This window comes from Butyrivibrio sp. FC2001, assembly GCF_000424125.1.
Taxonomy (GTDB): domain Bacteria; phylum Bacillota; class Clostridia; order Lachnospirales; family Lachnospiraceae; genus Butyrivibrio.
Map to the genome: position 1 here is coordinate 17,303 of NZ_AUJH01000015.1, position 15,928 is coordinate 33,230.

Here is a 15,928-nt window from a genome sequence, read left to right on the forward strand (position 1 = left end):
ATTGGGCTAATTCCAGCTCCAATTCGTTGGTGTCCAAACTCATTAGAGAAGGTAGTATCAAGCTAAAACAGGATATGGAAACTCTCTATAATGGTGGAAGCATCAAGAGTTCAATAGATGAACAGATAGTGTATGACAGACTGGATACAGGCAATAATGCTATTTGGAGTTTGCTTCTTGCCAGTGGATATTTGAAGGTAATTGGATATGACAATAGTGCTGTGGCTGAACTGGCTATAGATGCGACCTACGAACTCACGCTTACCAATCTTGAGGTGAAGTCTATGTTGAGGTCACTAATGTCAGATTGGTTTGCAAATACTTCAATAAAAGAAGGTCAGTTTATAGAAGCACTTCTTTCGGGTGATGTTAAGATGCTCAATATTTATATGAATGAGATTGCCATAATGACTTTCAGTTCATTTGATGTGGGCACAAGACCTTCAGAAAAGGCACCTGAGAGATTTTATCATGGTTTTGTGCTCGGTCTTATGGCTGAATATACTGTAGGATACGTCCTGACATCTAATCGTGAGAGTGGCTATGGCAGATATGATGTTATGATGGAGCCAAGAGATAAAAATGGAAAAGCGGTGATAATTGAGTTTAAGGTTTTTGACGATGAAAAAGAGGAAAATTTAGAGGATACATTAGCATCTGCTCTTTCACAGATAGAAGAAAAAAAGTATGATCAGGTGCTGATAGACAGAGGGATTTTACCAGGCCATATTTTAAAATATGGTTTTGTCTTTGAAGGAAAAAAAGTACTTATAGGCGAAGGATGATATGCTCCCCCTGGCGGACGCCAGGGGGAATTATGTAGAGTGGAAGTTATGGGAATAGATTTAAAGAAGATTGAAGATTTGATTACGGGGCAAAAGTAACTTTAATAGAATCTCACAGGACAGGGCTGTTCACCAGATTACATCATAGTGAACAACCCTGATTTATTATTTGGTTTTCAGTTATTAGCTGCGTCGCAGATAAGGTCAACACACTTATCGATTCCAAGAGATGAGCTTTTTACGCACAAATCATAGTATGCGGCATTTCCGAATTCAGTATTGGTATAATATTTACAGTATTTTTTTCTGGCTTTATCAACTGATTTGAGATGCTCTAATACCTTTTCCTCGGACAGATCAGGCATTTTTTCACACATGCGCTGAAGCCTTGCACGTTCAGTTGCTGAAATGAATACATGCAGTGTTCTGTCGAATTCCTTCAGAATAATGTTGGCATTTCTGCCTACAATTACACAGTTGCCCTTTTCGGCAACTTTTTTAATGGCTTCCCTCTGAGCATTGAAAAGTCGTTCGTCCAGAGGCTTGTTGTAGAAGTCAAAAAGACTCTGTCCAAAGCCGAACTCTCTCGGAACACGCTCATCATAATAGCGAACCTCCTCCGGAGAGAGGGAACCGCTTTCAAGAGCAGCGTTTATGATCATGTCCTTATCACAGTAATAAAATCCAAGTCTGTCGGCAACAGCCTGACCGATAGTGCTTCCGCCGGCACCAAACTGTCGGCTTATTGTAATTATATTTTTCATAACCCCGTCCTTATAATACCTTATTCAGGAAATCAATGGTTCGCTCTTCCTTGGGATTGAGCAGAACCTCTGTAGGTGTACCTTCTTCGATGATATAGCCACCATCCATGAAAATAACCCTGTCGGCAACCTCTCTGGCAAAGCCCATCTCGTGGGTGACAATTACCATGGTCATGCCGTCCGCAGCAAGATCCTTCATTACCTGTAAAACCTCGCCTACCATCTCGGGATCGAGAGCGGAGGTGGGCTCGTCAAAGAGCATGATGTCGGGCTCCATGCAGAGCGCTCTTGCGATAGCTACACGCTGCTTCTGACCACCTGAAAGCTGGCTGGGGAAGCTCTCTACCTTATCCTCAAGGCCTACCTTTTTAAGCATGTTCTTTGCTCTTTTTACAGCCTCTTCCTTTGAGCATTTTTTCAGCTGAACGGGAGCCAGTGTAAGGTTATCCAGAATGTTCAGGTTATTGAAGAGATTGAAATGCTGGAAAACCATGCCGATGTTTTCGCGGACATGATTGATGTTTATCTGCTTGGATGTGATGTCGTTTCCATCGATTATGATCGTGCCGCCTGTTACGGTCTCAAGCTTGTTAAGACATCTGAGGAAAGTGGACTTACCGGAACCTGAAGGACCGATTACACAAACCACCTCACCCTTAGTGACCTCTGTGGAAATATCCTTTAAAACATCAAGACTTCCAAAGGATTTTTTCAGGTTTGAAACTTTTATTTTGATTTCGTTATTATCTGCCAACGCTGAGCCTCCTTTCAACCCTCTTAGCACTGCGTGAAAGGATAGTTATTACTATTAAATACATGATTCCGACTATAGCCCATGTCTGGAAGGACATAAAGGTGTTTGCCTGGACATTTTTTGCTGTGTTTACCAGCTCCGGGAAACCGATAACGGACAGAATTGATGTGTCCTTAAGGGTTATGATGAACTGGTTGATGAAGGTAGGAATCATTGTGCGGATAGCCTGGGGTAAAACAACCTTTCTCATGGCCATTCCATAGGTAAGACCGAGAGAGCGTGCTGCCTCCATCTGACCTTTATCAACTGACTGGATTCCTGCGCGGACAATCTCTGCCATGTAAGCACCGCAGTTAAGGGCAAGACAGATAGTACCTGCCTGAAGAGCGGTGAGGCTGACTGAAAAGCCGCCGATAACAGTGTTGAAGAAATAGGGTACGCCAAAATATACAAAGAATGCCAGAACAATCATCGGAACGCCGCGGATAACATCTACAAATATCTGAGATATGATGTTGCAGGCGCGATTTTTAACAACGCCCATGATACCGAAGATCATACCGATGATGCAGGCAAAAAACAGACCAAGTAGCGCCAGCAGAAGAGTTCTGCCAAGCGCTACCAGTAACATACCACCGTATACTGAAATAATTTTAATCATTCTTATTCTCCGAGATACTTCTTAAGAATTTCATCGTAAGTGCCGTTTGCCTTGATGTTTGCAAGGCCCTTGTTGAACATGTCTACAAGCTCCTGATTGTCAGCATTGAAAATTGCGAAGCCGTATGCTGCGGGCTCATTACCTGTGCCATCAACAATTTTCATGGAGATGCCTGTATCCTTGATGTTAGCAGCCATGATCGGTGTATCATCGAAAACTGCTGCAACCTGGCCGCCTACAACTGCCTGGTACATTGTGGGTGAATCCTCGAAATATGTAACTGTGAAGCCGTACTGATTTGCAAGGCTCTCTGCGTAGGTTGCGCTCATGGAACCTGTCTTAACAGCTACTGACTGGCCGCTAAGGCCATCGAAGCCTGTGATATCAGAAGATGCCTCTACAGCCATGCTCTGGTTTGCATCATAGTAACCATCTGAGAAGATCCAACCTGATGACTTTCTCTCTTCAGTGATTGATGCGCCTGCGATCATACCGTCAGCCTGACCTGCCTGGCATGCTGCGATAGAAGCGTCCCAACCAAGAACCTGCATCTCATACTGGAAGCCCTGATCCTTAGCGATTGCATCGAGGATATCCATGTCGATACCTACAAAGTTGCCGCTGTCATCTGTGTACTCGAAGGGCTTGAATGCTGTATCTGTAGCAATTTTCCATACTTTTCCTGAAGCATCGGTTGCTGCAGCTTCCTCTGTAGCCTCTTCTGCAGGTGCTTCTGTAGATGCTGCATTATCTGCAGGTGCTTCTGTAGATGCCGCATTATCTGCAGGTGCAGTTGTGTCTGCTGCGCCGCTTCCGCCACAACCTGTAGCAGCGACCATCATAAGGCTCATTACCATTGCTAACATTTTCTTTTTCATATCTTGTTACTCCTTCCTTTTTGACATTCATCAACGAATGCTTTAACTAACTTCACGCTTTCCTCGTTATTTTCAAAGGAAAACTCCGGGTGCCATTGCACGCCTATTGCAAATCTGTGATTCTTCACAGCGATTGCCTCAATAAGTCCATCCTCTGAGATGGCAAGCCCTTCAACCTTTGGTGAAAGCTCCTTTACAGCCTGATGATGATAGCTATTGACCTCATGGATTCCTGCTCCAAGAATGTCTGAGAGAACAGTGTTTTCCAGGACTTCTACCTTGTGAGCTGCTCTGTCGTAGGGCGGTGACATGTGATGCTCGACCTGTGAGTCGTACTCTGTAGGAAGATCCTGATAGAGCGTGCCTCCAAGAGCTGCGTTTAAAAACTGGATTCCGCGACATATTCCGAAGAGAGGTTTATTGTCTTCTATACATTTTTTTAGAAGATATTCCTCCATAATGTCTCTGGATTCGCAGGTTGCTCCGCAGGTGCTCTTTTTGTCCTCGTTATAAACAGAGGGTGATACGTCATGTCCTCCTGTGAAAAGGATTCCGTCGCACAGAGCATAAGCCTCATCAAGCTCTGCTTTTTCAGTTGTAAGTGGCAGCATGATAGGAAGTCCCATACATTTTTCTATGACCTTCATGTACCCGGGAAGCATCCAATAGCTGTCTTTTTCATCATCAAAAAGTGGTATTAAACCGATAACTGGTCTCAAATGACATCCCCCTCCCCTTGATATAAAGAAAAGGCGCCTGCTTACGAAGTAGACGCCTTTGTCTTTATATAGAGATTATACGAATATTTTTGTATTTTGCAATAGTTTTGGGGTGGCCAGACCGGGTAAATTACAAAATGGATCTTGGCCTGGCACAATTTTCAGTCAATATGACTGAATCCATTCTTATAGGTTACCCTGCGGGGATAGTGTAACGGTAGGTGTTCAGTCTATCCGCGAACAAGTTTATATACTGATTACCCTGAGTGATTAGCTTGATAGGAGGTGTTGAGTCTATTTACTAATTAGCTTCAAGACTGATTACCCTGTGTGAATAGGTTTAAGGTAGGGGTGCAGTCAATATAATAAGTATTCGTGCTCAGACGTAACAGCCCTTTTTCATGAGGTAATCAATTTGGGGCATTATCCATGGGCAGACGTAGTCCTCATTTAAACACCATTACTCCAGTGCAATCTGTTTAATAATTTCTTCGCGAATTGACTGAACACATACCGGTACGTGCTATCCGCAGGGTAACCTGTTCGGCTGTATTAATGAGGATGGACGTAAAGCTCGATAAAGGCTCAGGAACGCCATAAGATGCGCTCCTTGGATTTGGGAGCATACACACTTTTTTATGGAATATTTCATAATGCTAATGTTGTTCATGAACCGCTAAATTGATAAAATTACTATTGTGTTACTTCTACAGCTAGCACAGTAATTACATCAAATTAGAGGAGCTTTTGGGGAAATATGGAAAGTATGGAAAAAGTACAAGAGTTAGAGAGGGAGATCGAGGAACTAAAGCTCAGGGTCGCAGATCTTGAGGATGGTCTTAAAAGTGCAGAGATGCGAATTAGTAGCATGTCTGCAAATCAGGTTTCACAGTCACAAACTGATACTGTACAGGCTACGGAAACTGTTCAGGCAAATCAGCAGCCGGTTCAGGCAATGCCCACACCCACACCAACCTATAATAATGTGCAGCCAATTCCTGCTGCAACCTACAGTTATAGCAATCCTGCCAAGAACCAGCAGGCACCGGTGGTGAATCCCATTCCCACGCATAGAACCTACAACACCTATGGGAACACTGCAACGCCAAATACCTACGGCAACTATGCCCCTCAGTACGGTCAGCAGCAAAGACCTGCAAGCAACATAGGTACTGAATCATGGATAGGTAAAATCCTCATGGGAGCGCTGGCGAGCCTTCTTGTTTTCATTGCGCTTATTACCTTTGCAAAGCTACTTTTACCTTTCCTTACAGATGGTATAAAGATTGCGCTTATGTTTATTGCCAGCACTGCGCTGACAGGGACAGGTTTTTTACTTAGCAAAAAGAAGCCTTCAAACACGTTTTTCAAGGCTCTTCTTGGCTGCGGCTGTGCCTGTATTTATCTGTCCATACTGGTGACGGGTATACATTTTAAGGCTATTAATTCCATTGTGATGTATGTACTTCTTGCCATCTGGGCGATTTTCATGATCTTCCTGAAGGAAAGCAAGAACGACTGGCTTTTCTTCTCAATCGGTAATCTGGGCTATCTTGTATCAATCATGTTTACAGCCGGGCTTAAGGACAAGGCGCTTGTTCTTCCCATGCTCATCTATGTGGTTATCATAAGCTCGGTTTATCAGATCATGTACTGGAAAAATCAGCGTCAGAGAGAAGTGCAGAGCGTAATAAACATTATTTCACTTCTTCTTTTCCAGATCCTTATTACAAACGCCTTCAGTCGTACGGTTGAATGCTATATAGTATCTGCGGTGACTGTAGTATGGGCTTTCGCGGGATTTTTGTTCTTTACCTTCTGCGACCTGTTCAGCTATCGCAAAAACCATTTTTATTTTGCAGTGGTCAATTCCCTGGCGTTTTTTGTCTCATTCATGATGCTTAATTCAAGTCTTCATTTGCCTGCCTTCATTGACTTTGGCGTGGTGCTTATTCCCGCAATCGCATTTGAGGCTATCAACATTTACTGGAGAAGCAATAACCTGGCGAGAAGTGAGTCTGTTCTGAATGCTGTTATCGCAGGATTCTTTTTCCTTGGAGCAGCCATCATTCTTGTGGACAATTATCATGTTATTTATGAATCCGGAATTTTGATGCTTGTATATTCACTTGTCATTGTTTATGGACTTCTGAAAAAGGATACATTTTTCAAGATACATGGCTGGGCTCTTGTGGGTATCTGCATTTTCATTGGAATGAGCAATAATACAGGTCTGTTCTTTGCATTTGTGGCCGCTATTATCGGACTTTCTTCACTTATCGTTGAGGGCATAGTATTCAATGATTCGGTGGCCTTCAAGCTTGTAAGCTATAGCTGCCTTATCGGAGCAATATGCAGGATGGGATATCTTGCCACAGACATTATGATTTTTTCAGGAAAAGAAGATATAGTACGTCTTGTGACTTACGGAGTAATCGCTGTTCTTAACCTTATTATGATATTAACAGGGTTCTACAGAACCAATGAAAAAAATAATGGAAGAGACCTGCACGTTGTACTGGACGTATTTAATCTTATTCTTATTCTCACAGGTGCCGGATTCATGGGAGTGGTAGACAGCAAAATATTAAAAGCTTTCTACATGGTGATCACTTTTGTGCTTGCATGTATCAACTTCCCGGTCAAAGAAAAGATAAGTAGGAACAGGTGCCTTTATACCGGAATAAAACTAGGAGTATTACTTCTTTATTCATTATGTACCTTCGAAGCTCCAAGCCCTGTTGTCAGCATGGGTATGATCGCGTTTGCAGTATTGTGCATTGTAATTGGCTTTAAAAACAGTCTGCTTACAAAAGAGCTTAGAATTTTAGGCCTGATGACAACATTATTATTTGTTGTAAAATTCATTATCTTTGATATAAGCTTTGACAGCACACTTATGAAGGCTATGAGTTATCTCATAAGCGGTATTCTGTGCTTTGCTATAAGCGCTATTTATAATCATTTTGAAAAGAAGGCGGTCATGAATTATCCTCCGCAAAATTAAAAATTTCGCCCATATCACTAAGTGGTATGGGTGATTTTTTCTAAAGGCGAGTATATCAAATTAGGTGTCCTAGATTTTGGACACCTAAAATAGTATACTTGGAAGTGAGGTCGCGGAAGGAAGAAAATACTGATAAATCCGCGATTTCATGAAAAGGAGAAGCTATGCTGCGTTTTATATTTGGTGCATCCGGATCTGGTAAAAGCTATCAGCTAAGGAAAAACATAATAGGGAGAAGTACTAAGGAACCTAAGAGGAATTTCCTTATAGTTGTGCCTGATCAGTTCACCATGCAGACACAGATGGATATAGTAAAACAGCACCCGGATCACGGCATCATGAATATTGATGTCGTCAGCTTTTCGCGCCTTTCACACCGCATTTTTGAGGAGGTGGGCGAGAGCCATGAGAAGGTGCTTGACGATATGGGTAAGAGCCTGGTGCTGCGCCATGTTGCGGAGGAGTATAAGGATAAACTCCCTGTAATTGGCGGCAGTATGAATAAGATGGGCTACATAGATGAGGTTAAGTCTACAATCTCAGAGTTCATGCAGTATGGCATAGAGCCCCAGATGCTGGATGATATCATGAAGGTCTGCGAGAACAAGGGGGCTCTTAAGTCCAAGCTGTTGGATCTTCAGCTTTTATATTCGGAATTCAAAAATTATATTAAGGGGAATTATATTGCCCAGGAGGAGCTTCTTGACGTCCTTTGCAGAGCCCTTCCTTCATCTAAGCTTATAAGGGACAGCGTAATTGCCTTTGATGGATTTACTGGCTTTACGCCTATTCAGTACAGGGTTATCTCTGAGATTTTAAGGTTGTCCTCAGAGGTTATCTTTTCCTTTTCTATTGGAGAGAAGGAGAATCCATATTTATATGATAAAAACGAAGAGCAGAATCTGTTTTTACTGACAAAAAAGACTGTTCATGACCTTTTGCGCCTTGAATATGAAAATGTGAAGAACTCAGGGCTGGTAGAGGTGCCTGACTTTGAGAGATGGGCAGAGTACAGGAATGAACATTCAGAGGATATCTTCTTGAAAAGTGGCGATAACGGACGTCATGCCAATAATCCGGAGCTGTCATTTTTGGAGAAAAATCTGTTCAGATATAACAATGAGCATTACGGTGTGGCAGCCGGAGAGTCTGCTGAGGCGCCTCGCTGCGAGCATATAAAGATTCTTGAGGCGGACACTACCAATCAGGAAGTACAGATGACTCTGGCTACCATAAGAAAGCTGCTTCGTGAGAATGATAAATTGAGTTACAGGGATTTTGCCATAGTCTGCGGAAGCATGGACAGATATGGGGCGGTGATCTCAGAGGAAGCAGAAAAGTATAATATCCCTGTTTATCTGGATGAGACCGGAAATGTTAAGCTCAATCCCCTTGTGGAGGCTATCAGGAGTGCACTTCTTACTGTTACTAAAAGCTATAGCTACGAGGCTGTTTTCCATTTCCTTAGGTGCGGTCTGTCGCCGTTTTCTGCCGGTGAGACGGATATGCTTGAGAATTATGTAAGAGCACTTGGTATCCGTGGTAAGAAGGGATGGGAGAACGAATTTACAGGACTGCCCAAGCAGCTCCTTAAGAAGTTTAAGGTACAAAGCGCTAAGGATATTGAGGATGAGACTTTAAAGGCAGAAAAAGAGCAGTATCTTAGCGTTATAAATGAACTCAGAGAGAGGGCAGTAAGCACACTCTCGCCACTTTTTGATGCAGAGGGGAAGACTGTTCTTGATTACTCTACAGCACTTTATGAGTTTCTGATTAAGCTTGATGCTCAGAATAAGATGGCTGATTTTGAGAGGGCCTTTCATGAGCAGGGTGATGAAGTCAGGGCTAAGGAATATGCCACAATATACCGCAAGGTAGTAGCGCTTCTTGACCAGGTGACTGCTCTTATGGGATCAGAGAAGATTACGTGGAAGGAATATGCGGAGATTCTTGATGTGGGCTTTTCTGACTTTGAGATCGGAACCATTCCACAGAGCGTTGACAGAATAGTTGTGGGAGATATAGAGAGAACAAGACTTAAGGAAGTTAAGACATTGTTTTTCCTTGGGGTAAATGATGATCTTATTCCCAAGGGTGCAGGTAGCGGAGGAATTATCTCGGATATAGAGAGGCAGTATCTTGCTGATACTCTTAATGGAATTGAGCTTGCGCCGACACCAAGGCAGCAGATGTACATTCAGCGACTGTATCTTTATATGAACCTTACAAAGCCCTCAGACAGGCTGTATCTGACATTTGCGCATCTTGATCCTGATGGAAAGAGCGTAAGGCCTGCCTACCTCATAGGGAAGATCAGGTCGCTTTTCCCCGGGGTTACTGTAGAAAGATATGACGGCAGCGCAGGCGGAGATATAATTCAGACTCCGCAGAACGGTATAGATTATGTGGCTGCTCATATGCAGGAGTATGCCCTTGGATATATGGATGAAGAGGGTGAGAGGGCATTTTCAGGCTTGTTCCACGCTCTGGCGGATCACAAGGACAGACTTGTCAGAATGATCGATGCAGCAGGAAGCGGATATATTCATAAGCCGCTGTCTGAGGCGGTTGCATCAGCACTTTATGGCAACTTCCTTTCTAATTCCGTGAGCCGTCTGGAGAAATATGCCCAGTGCGCTTACGCCCATTTCCTGCAGTATGGATTAAGGCTCTATGAGCGTGAAGAGTTTGATTTTGATAATTCAGATATGGGTAATGTTTTCCATGGAGCTTTGGATATTTTTACAAGGAAGCTTGATGAGAACGGACTTACCTGGGAGAACTTTTCAAAGGAGCAGGGAGAGAAGATTATGGAGGAATCCCTGCTGGAATTTGTTGATGGTTACAACGGTAATATCCTTGAGAGCACTAAGCGAAACGAATACCTGATGGAGAGAATCAAGCGAATCCTGTACAGGACTGTTGATACACTTCAGTATCAGCTGAGCAAGGGCTCCTTCGTACCTAAGAGTGTTGAAACCTCCTTTGATGAAGTCGGAGATATCGATGCGATAAATATCAGCCTCTCTGAGGATGAGAAGGGCAGAATCCTTCAGAAGATGAAGCTTACCGGTAAAATCGACCGTATTGATACCTATGAGGATGCAGATCATGTATATATCAAGATAATCGATTTTAAATCCGGAAGTAAGGATATTGAGCTTTGCTCGCTCTACTATGGCTTGCAGCTTCAGCTTGTAATGTATATGAATGTTGCCAGAGGAATGGCAGAGGCTACCAGTAAGGGAAAAGAGGTTATTCCTGCAGCGATTTTGTATTATCATCTGGCTGATCCGGTGCTGGATGGAGATAAATTTAAAGAGGAAGCCACCGGGGATGATATAAATGCCATGGTGAGGAAGCAGCTTAAGGCAAAGGGGCTTATTCGTGAGGACAGAAGTGTTGTAGATCTTCTTGACCGCGAAGCGGGAAGTGCTTCAGATGTTATTCCTGTTAAGTTCAACAAAGACGGAAGCTTTAGCAAGACGGGCAACGATACTATATCTGCTGAAGATTTTGAAGAGGTTTCACAGTATGTGACAAAGCTTATTAAAAAGAACGGCAAAAGTATTCTTGATGGAAATATCGAGGTTAATCCTTACACTATGGGAAGTAAGGAAGCCTGCACATTCTGTAAATTTAAATCTGTTTGCGGATTTGACCAGTCAATGCCTGGTTATACCTGCAGGCAACTACCGAATCTCAAGGATGATGAAGTAATGGAGCGTATCCGTACTGAAAAATAAACGAGGGTAAAAATGGGATTTACTAAAGAACAGCAATCAGTCATAGATGCAAGAAATTCAAACGTACTGGTTTCCGCAGCAGCGGGCTCCGGTAAGACAACAGTGCTCGTAGAGCGCATCATACAGAGGATCACAGGAGAGAATCCTATAGACATAGACAAGCTTCTGGTGGTTACCTTCACAAGGGCAGCAGCTGCGCAGATGAAGGAGAAAATCCTTAAAGCGATTCAGGATAAGCTGGTGGAGGATCCAACCAATGCTCATCTTCAGAGACAGGAGACCCTTGTTCATGGAGCGCAGATTACTACTATTGACTCATTTTGCCAGTATATTATCAGGAATAATTTCAATGATATAGACCTGGACCCTTCCTACAGAGTAGCTGATGAAGGTGAGATAAAGCTCCTGCAGGGTGATGTCCTTGCTGAACTTCTGGAGGAGAAGTATACAGAGGGAGATCCTGACTTTTTGAACTGCATGGAGTACTTTGCCACAGGTAGCACCGATAAAAAGGTTGAGGAATTTATTCTCAAATTGTATCGCTATGCGATCAGTATGGCATCACCTGATGACTGGCTTAAGGAGAGGGCAGAGGACTATGTCATAGATGAAGAGGAGTTCGACAAAGCTAAGTTTGTAGAGGCTGCAATAAAAATATTTAAAAGTGATCTTGGAGAGGCTGCGACATACCTTAATATGGCGAAAATAATATCTGAGCAACCAGATGGACCATATGATTATGCAAAGGTAATAGATTTAGAAATTGATCGGTTGGAGAAAATCATTAACACAAGCTTCTCTTGTTATGATGATGTAAGAGCGGCTACTTTAGGATATTGCTTCGAAAAGAGATTACCACCTGTAAAGGATTCATCAGTAAATGCTGATAAGAAAACACGTGCACAAAATTACAGGAAAAAGGCGAAAGGCGTTATTGAAGAGCTTAATAAGAAATACTTCTCCGAAGACAAGGCAACTATCTGCAAGCGCATGGAGCTTGCAAGGAAGCCTGTGCAGACGCTCTCTGAGCTGGTAATCAGCTTCAAGGAGAAGTTTGATGCCAAGAAGAGAGAAAAGGGAATCATTGATTTCCCTGACATGGAGCACCTTGCACTTAAGATTATAAAGAACGGCGGCGCAGAGCAGTATCGTGACTATTATGAAGAGGTAATGATAGATGAGTACCAGGATTCCAACGGAATTCAGGAGGAGCTGTTATCAGCAATTTCGGGGGAATCTGTAGGCAGATATAACCGATTCATGGTGGGGGATGTTAAGCAGAGTATTTATAAATTCCGTCTCGCAAGGCCCGAGATTTTCATGGAGAAAATGAGGGACTACGCCTGGGAAGAGGGAACACCTGCAAGAAAGATATCACTTCATAACAACTTCCGAAGTAGAAGTGATGTGCTTGATAGTGTTAATTACATTTTTGACCAGATAATGGGTGATGAACTTGGCGGAGTAAGCTATAACGAGGATGCCAGACTCAGGACTATTCGAGAGTTTACACCTGCTGAGGATGAGAGAGCTTTTTCAACTGAGTATATGTTTGCTGATGTTGGTAAGGCATCATCTGAGGATGCCCGTAAGACAGAGGCTAAGATGGTGGCTGCCAGAATCCATGAGATCATGGAGAACGGAATCGTTACGGGAGAGGATGGAAGTCTTCGCAAGGCCAGATATGGCGACATTGTTATTCTTCTTAGGACCAATAAGGGCTGGGATGACATCTTTAAGAAGACTCTGGAAAGCAGAGGTATTCCTGCCTATGTTGAGTCGAGAACCGGATATTTCTCCGCCACAGAGGTTGTTACTGTACTGAATTTTTTGCGAATCCTTAATAACCCCAGGCAGGATGTGCCCCTTGTAAGTGTGATGCATTCTGTTATCGGAGGATTTACCGACGAGGATCTTGCGCTTATTAAGGCCTATGACAGGGATATAGAGAAGAGTAAGTTTGACAGTGACAGCTTTTACGATATTCTCCTTAGATGTATCACGCCCTGTGAAGCAGATTCTGATAATGAAGATAATGCTGCCACAAGTGAAGAAGCGCAGTCTGGACACAAAGGTAATAGAACAAAAGTCACACCTGATATAGAGAAGATTGAGAAATTCATAGCTCTTATAGATGAATACAGGACAAAGGCTGAGTATATGCCTGTTAATGAGCTTATCCGAGATATACTTAGCGAGACTCATTATGGCGAGTACTGCGCAGCACTTCCCGGCGGAGCAAAGCGCCTTGCGAATCTCAATATCCTGTCTCAGAAGGCAACAGCCTATGAGCAGACCAGCTTCAGCGGAGTATTCCACTTTGTTAAGTATATTGAGGAGCTTGAGAAGTTCGAGGTGGACTATGGAGAAGCGAATACTCTTGATGAAAACGCAGATGTAGTGCGCATTATGAGTATTCATAAGAGTAAAGGACTGGAGTTCCCTGTGGTTTTCCTGTCAGGAATGTCCAAATCCTTTAATACTATGGATGCAAATGAGGCTGTAGTCCTAGATGTTGACATGGGTATTGGAGCTAATGCCATTGACCTTGAAAATCGCGTAAAGTATAGCACTCTTAGAAAGCGTGTTATGGCTGATAAATTGAAGATGGATGTCCTTGGCGAGGAGATGCGTATTCTCTACGTTGCCATGACCAGAGCAAAGGATAAGCTCATAATGACAGGTCAGGCCAATATAGACATGGTCGGTAATCCTTCTGAGAGTCCATTTGCAGGAACCTTGCAAAATTATCTGTTTTACAGAGACAGAGCTGCAGAAGAGGGTGAACAGCCATATCTTTTACCGTATTTTCTTAGAAGCGCTGCTAAATCCTATCAGGACCTTGTTCTTATGGCACTTGCAAGACATCCTGATTTTGAAAAGCTCTGCTCTTTAGTAGGAGTTGGAGCTCAGAAGGTTGAGGCAGGAGACGTAGCCTTTGATTTCAGGATAATGACAGAGAATGAGCTTGAAGCAGAGGAGATTGGCAAGGAAGTCACAGCAAGAGTCCGCCTTGATCATCTCACGGCAAATATCACAGATGATGAGAAGGAGTATACAGAGCTGTTTTCAAAACGCTTTGATGATAAATACTCACATCCGTCTTTGGACAGACTTTTCGTTAAGACCACTGTTACAGAGCTTAAGAGAGCAAGACTTGAACAGAAGGAGGAGCCTTCCGCCCATATGTATGAGGTAGAGGAGATAATTCCCTCATTCATAGATGATAAGGAGAAAAAGGCAGAGGGTGCAGCCAGAGGTACTATTTACCACAGAGTGATGGAGCTTTTGTATGATGATGATATGTCTGATGGAATAAAAGCAAAAGGAGCTTATGCAAATACTCCTGATGATAGGGCTTCTGATCTTGATTCCTGGATGAAGGTGATGGAGGATATAGGGAAAATGCCCTCAGGATCATCTGAGAGCGTTAATAATGCCGATATCCTTGCCTTTTATAACAGTGATACGGGAAAGCGCATGAAGGCTGCCCACGATGCAGGAAAGCTTCACAGAGAATCTCCATTCATGCTTGGAATAGAAGCAAATAAGATTGACGCAGAATTCCCTGAGTCTGAGAGAGTTCTTATTCAGGGTATCATCGACGTCTGGTTTGAAGAGGATGACGGACTTGTCCTTCTGGATTACAAGACTGATAAGGTAAGAGAGGGAAGAGAACTGGTGGACAGATATTCGGTTCAGCTTGATTACTATCAAAAAGCTCTTGAGTCCATAACACATAAAACGGTAAAGGAGAGAATCATCTACTCCTTCACCCTGGGTGAAACAATATCTCTTTAAATAAGAAACCGGATAGCGCTGATTTAACGCTATCCGGTTTCTTATATTATATAAACTTTAAGCTGCCTTTGAGAAGCGGTCTCTTACATCACTCTCATTTGCCATGTGCTTAATTCTCTTAAGGGCATGTCTTACAGCAGGTACACTTAAAAGTGCGATTGTAAGGATACCCTCTGAGCCAATATAAAGGCCGTTATAAGCAAGTGAGTATGTGAAGGGCTGCATTCCATAATCAGCAGCATACTGACCGAAGAAGATAACGCCTGAAAGCACTGAGAAGAAAAGGCGTCCTAAGATACCTACAACATAGCCGCTTATCATTCCGTACTTTTTATTGTGGAAAAGTCCGGAGAGGCCAAGCGCTCCGAAGGCCAGGAAATAGTCACATACAAGCTGAGGAATACTGATTATATAAGGCTCTATTATGAGCTGCAAAAGACCATAAGCAAGTGCTGAGGTCAGGCCGGCTCTTGTGCCATACAGGTATCCGACAAATGTAATGAAGAACATTGAAAAAAGGGTTATGGAACCACCCATAGGCATTTTAAATATCTTTATCATAGAAGTAACCATCGCCAGAGTGACGCCCATTGAAGCAAACACGAGCATCTTTACTGAAAAATGGTTTTTCTGATCTTTTCCTGTGAAAAAGCATGCTGCAACCAGTGAGAGAATAAGAAGAACAACCAGCAGACCATATCCCCCGGAAGTCAGCTCATAAGTATCTTCTACCTGAGTTAAAAAAAATGACATAACAAAACCTCCTCGCATTTTTGCTACGAGGAGGTCTGGTATTCATCAAAAATCGTATTA

At 43.0% G+C, this 15,928-nt stretch carries 10 protein-coding genes; 4 read left to right on the forward strand and 6 right to left on the reverse strand.

Annotation, left to right across the window (positions count from 1 at the left end):
- The first annotated feature begins 74 nt into the window (after window positions 1-74).
- A complete protein-coding gene (locus G601_RS22635) occupies window positions 75-785 on the forward strand; it encodes a PD-(D/E)XK nuclease domain-containing protein (RefSeq protein WP_051205699.1) in 711 nt (236 codons plus the stop codon).
- A gap of 176 nt (window positions 786-961) precedes the next feature.
- Here G601_RS22635 and G601_RS0108985 read toward each other — a convergent pair whose 3' ends face one another.
- The 5 genes from G601_RS0108985 to G601_RS0109005 are packed head-to-tail and all read right to left on the reverse strand — an operon-like array spanning window position 962 to window position 4,561.
- Window positions 962-1,549 carry an AAA family ATPase gene (locus G601_RS0108985; RefSeq protein WP_026665130.1) on the reverse strand — a complete coding sequence of 196 codons (588 nt, stop codon included), beginning with the start codon at window positions 1,547-1,549 and terminating at the stop codon, window positions 962-964.
- A gap of 10 nt (window positions 1,550-1,559) precedes the next feature.
- A complete protein-coding gene (locus G601_RS0108990) occupies window positions 1,560-2,303 on the reverse strand; it encodes an amino acid ABC transporter ATP-binding protein (RefSeq protein WP_026665131.1) in 744 nt (247 codons plus the stop codon).
- Window positions 2,293-2,964: an amino acid ABC transporter permease gene (locus tag G601_RS0108995; protein WP_026665132.1), complete on the reverse strand. Its 672-nt coding sequence runs from the start codon at window positions 2,962-2,964 to the stop codon at window positions 2,293-2,295. The genes G601_RS0108990 and G601_RS0108995 overlap by 11 nt, the downstream gene beginning before the upstream one ends.
- 2 nt (window positions 2,965-2,966) lie before the next feature.
- Window positions 2,967-3,842 carry a transporter substrate-binding domain-containing protein gene (locus G601_RS0109000; RefSeq protein WP_026665133.1) on the reverse strand — a complete coding sequence of 292 codons (876 nt, stop codon included), beginning with the start codon at window positions 3,840-3,842 and terminating at the stop codon, window positions 2,967-2,969.
- Window positions 3,839-4,561, reverse strand: coding sequence for a gamma-glutamyl-gamma-aminobutyrate hydrolase family protein (locus G601_RS0109005; RefSeq protein ID WP_026665134.1), 723 nt, complete (start codon window positions 4,559-4,561; stop codon window positions 3,839-3,841). Before G601_RS0109005 ends, G601_RS0109000 begins: the two co-directional genes overlap by 4 nt.
- A gap of 766 nt (window positions 4,562-5,327) precedes the next feature.
- Here G601_RS0109005 and G601_RS0109010 point away from each other — a divergent pair.
- The 3 genes from G601_RS0109010 to addA all read left to right on the forward strand — a co-directional run bounded on the left by G601_RS0109010 (window position 5,328) and on the right by addA (window position 15,115).
- Window positions 5,328-7,568, forward strand: coding sequence for a hypothetical protein (locus G601_RS0109010; RefSeq protein ID WP_155834495.1), 2,241 nt, complete (start codon window positions 5,328-5,330; stop codon window positions 7,566-7,568).
- 164 nt (window positions 7,569-7,732) lie between these two features.
- Complete coding sequence (locus G601_RS0109015) at window positions 7,733-11,314, forward strand: PD-(D/E)XK nuclease family protein (protein ID WP_026665136.1); 3,582 nt, start codon at window positions 7,733-7,735, stop codon at window positions 11,312-11,314.
- Between the two features lie 12 nt (window positions 11,315-11,326).
- On the forward strand, window positions 11,327-15,115 hold the full coding sequence (addA, locus tag G601_RS0109020; RefSeq protein ID WP_026665137.1) for a helicase-exonuclease AddAB subunit AddA: 3,789 nt from the start codon (window positions 11,327-11,329) through the stop codon (window positions 15,113-15,115).
- A gap of 57 nt (window positions 15,116-15,172) precedes the next feature.
- On the opposite strand, the gene G601_RS0109025 is transcribed toward addA, so the two are convergent.
- Window positions 15,173-15,868 carry an energy-coupled thiamine transporter ThiT gene (locus G601_RS0109025; RefSeq protein WP_026665138.1) on the reverse strand — a complete coding sequence of 232 codons (696 nt, stop codon included), beginning with the start codon at window positions 15,866-15,868 and terminating at the stop codon, window positions 15,173-15,175.
- Window positions 15,869-15,928: the final 60 nt, after the last annotated feature.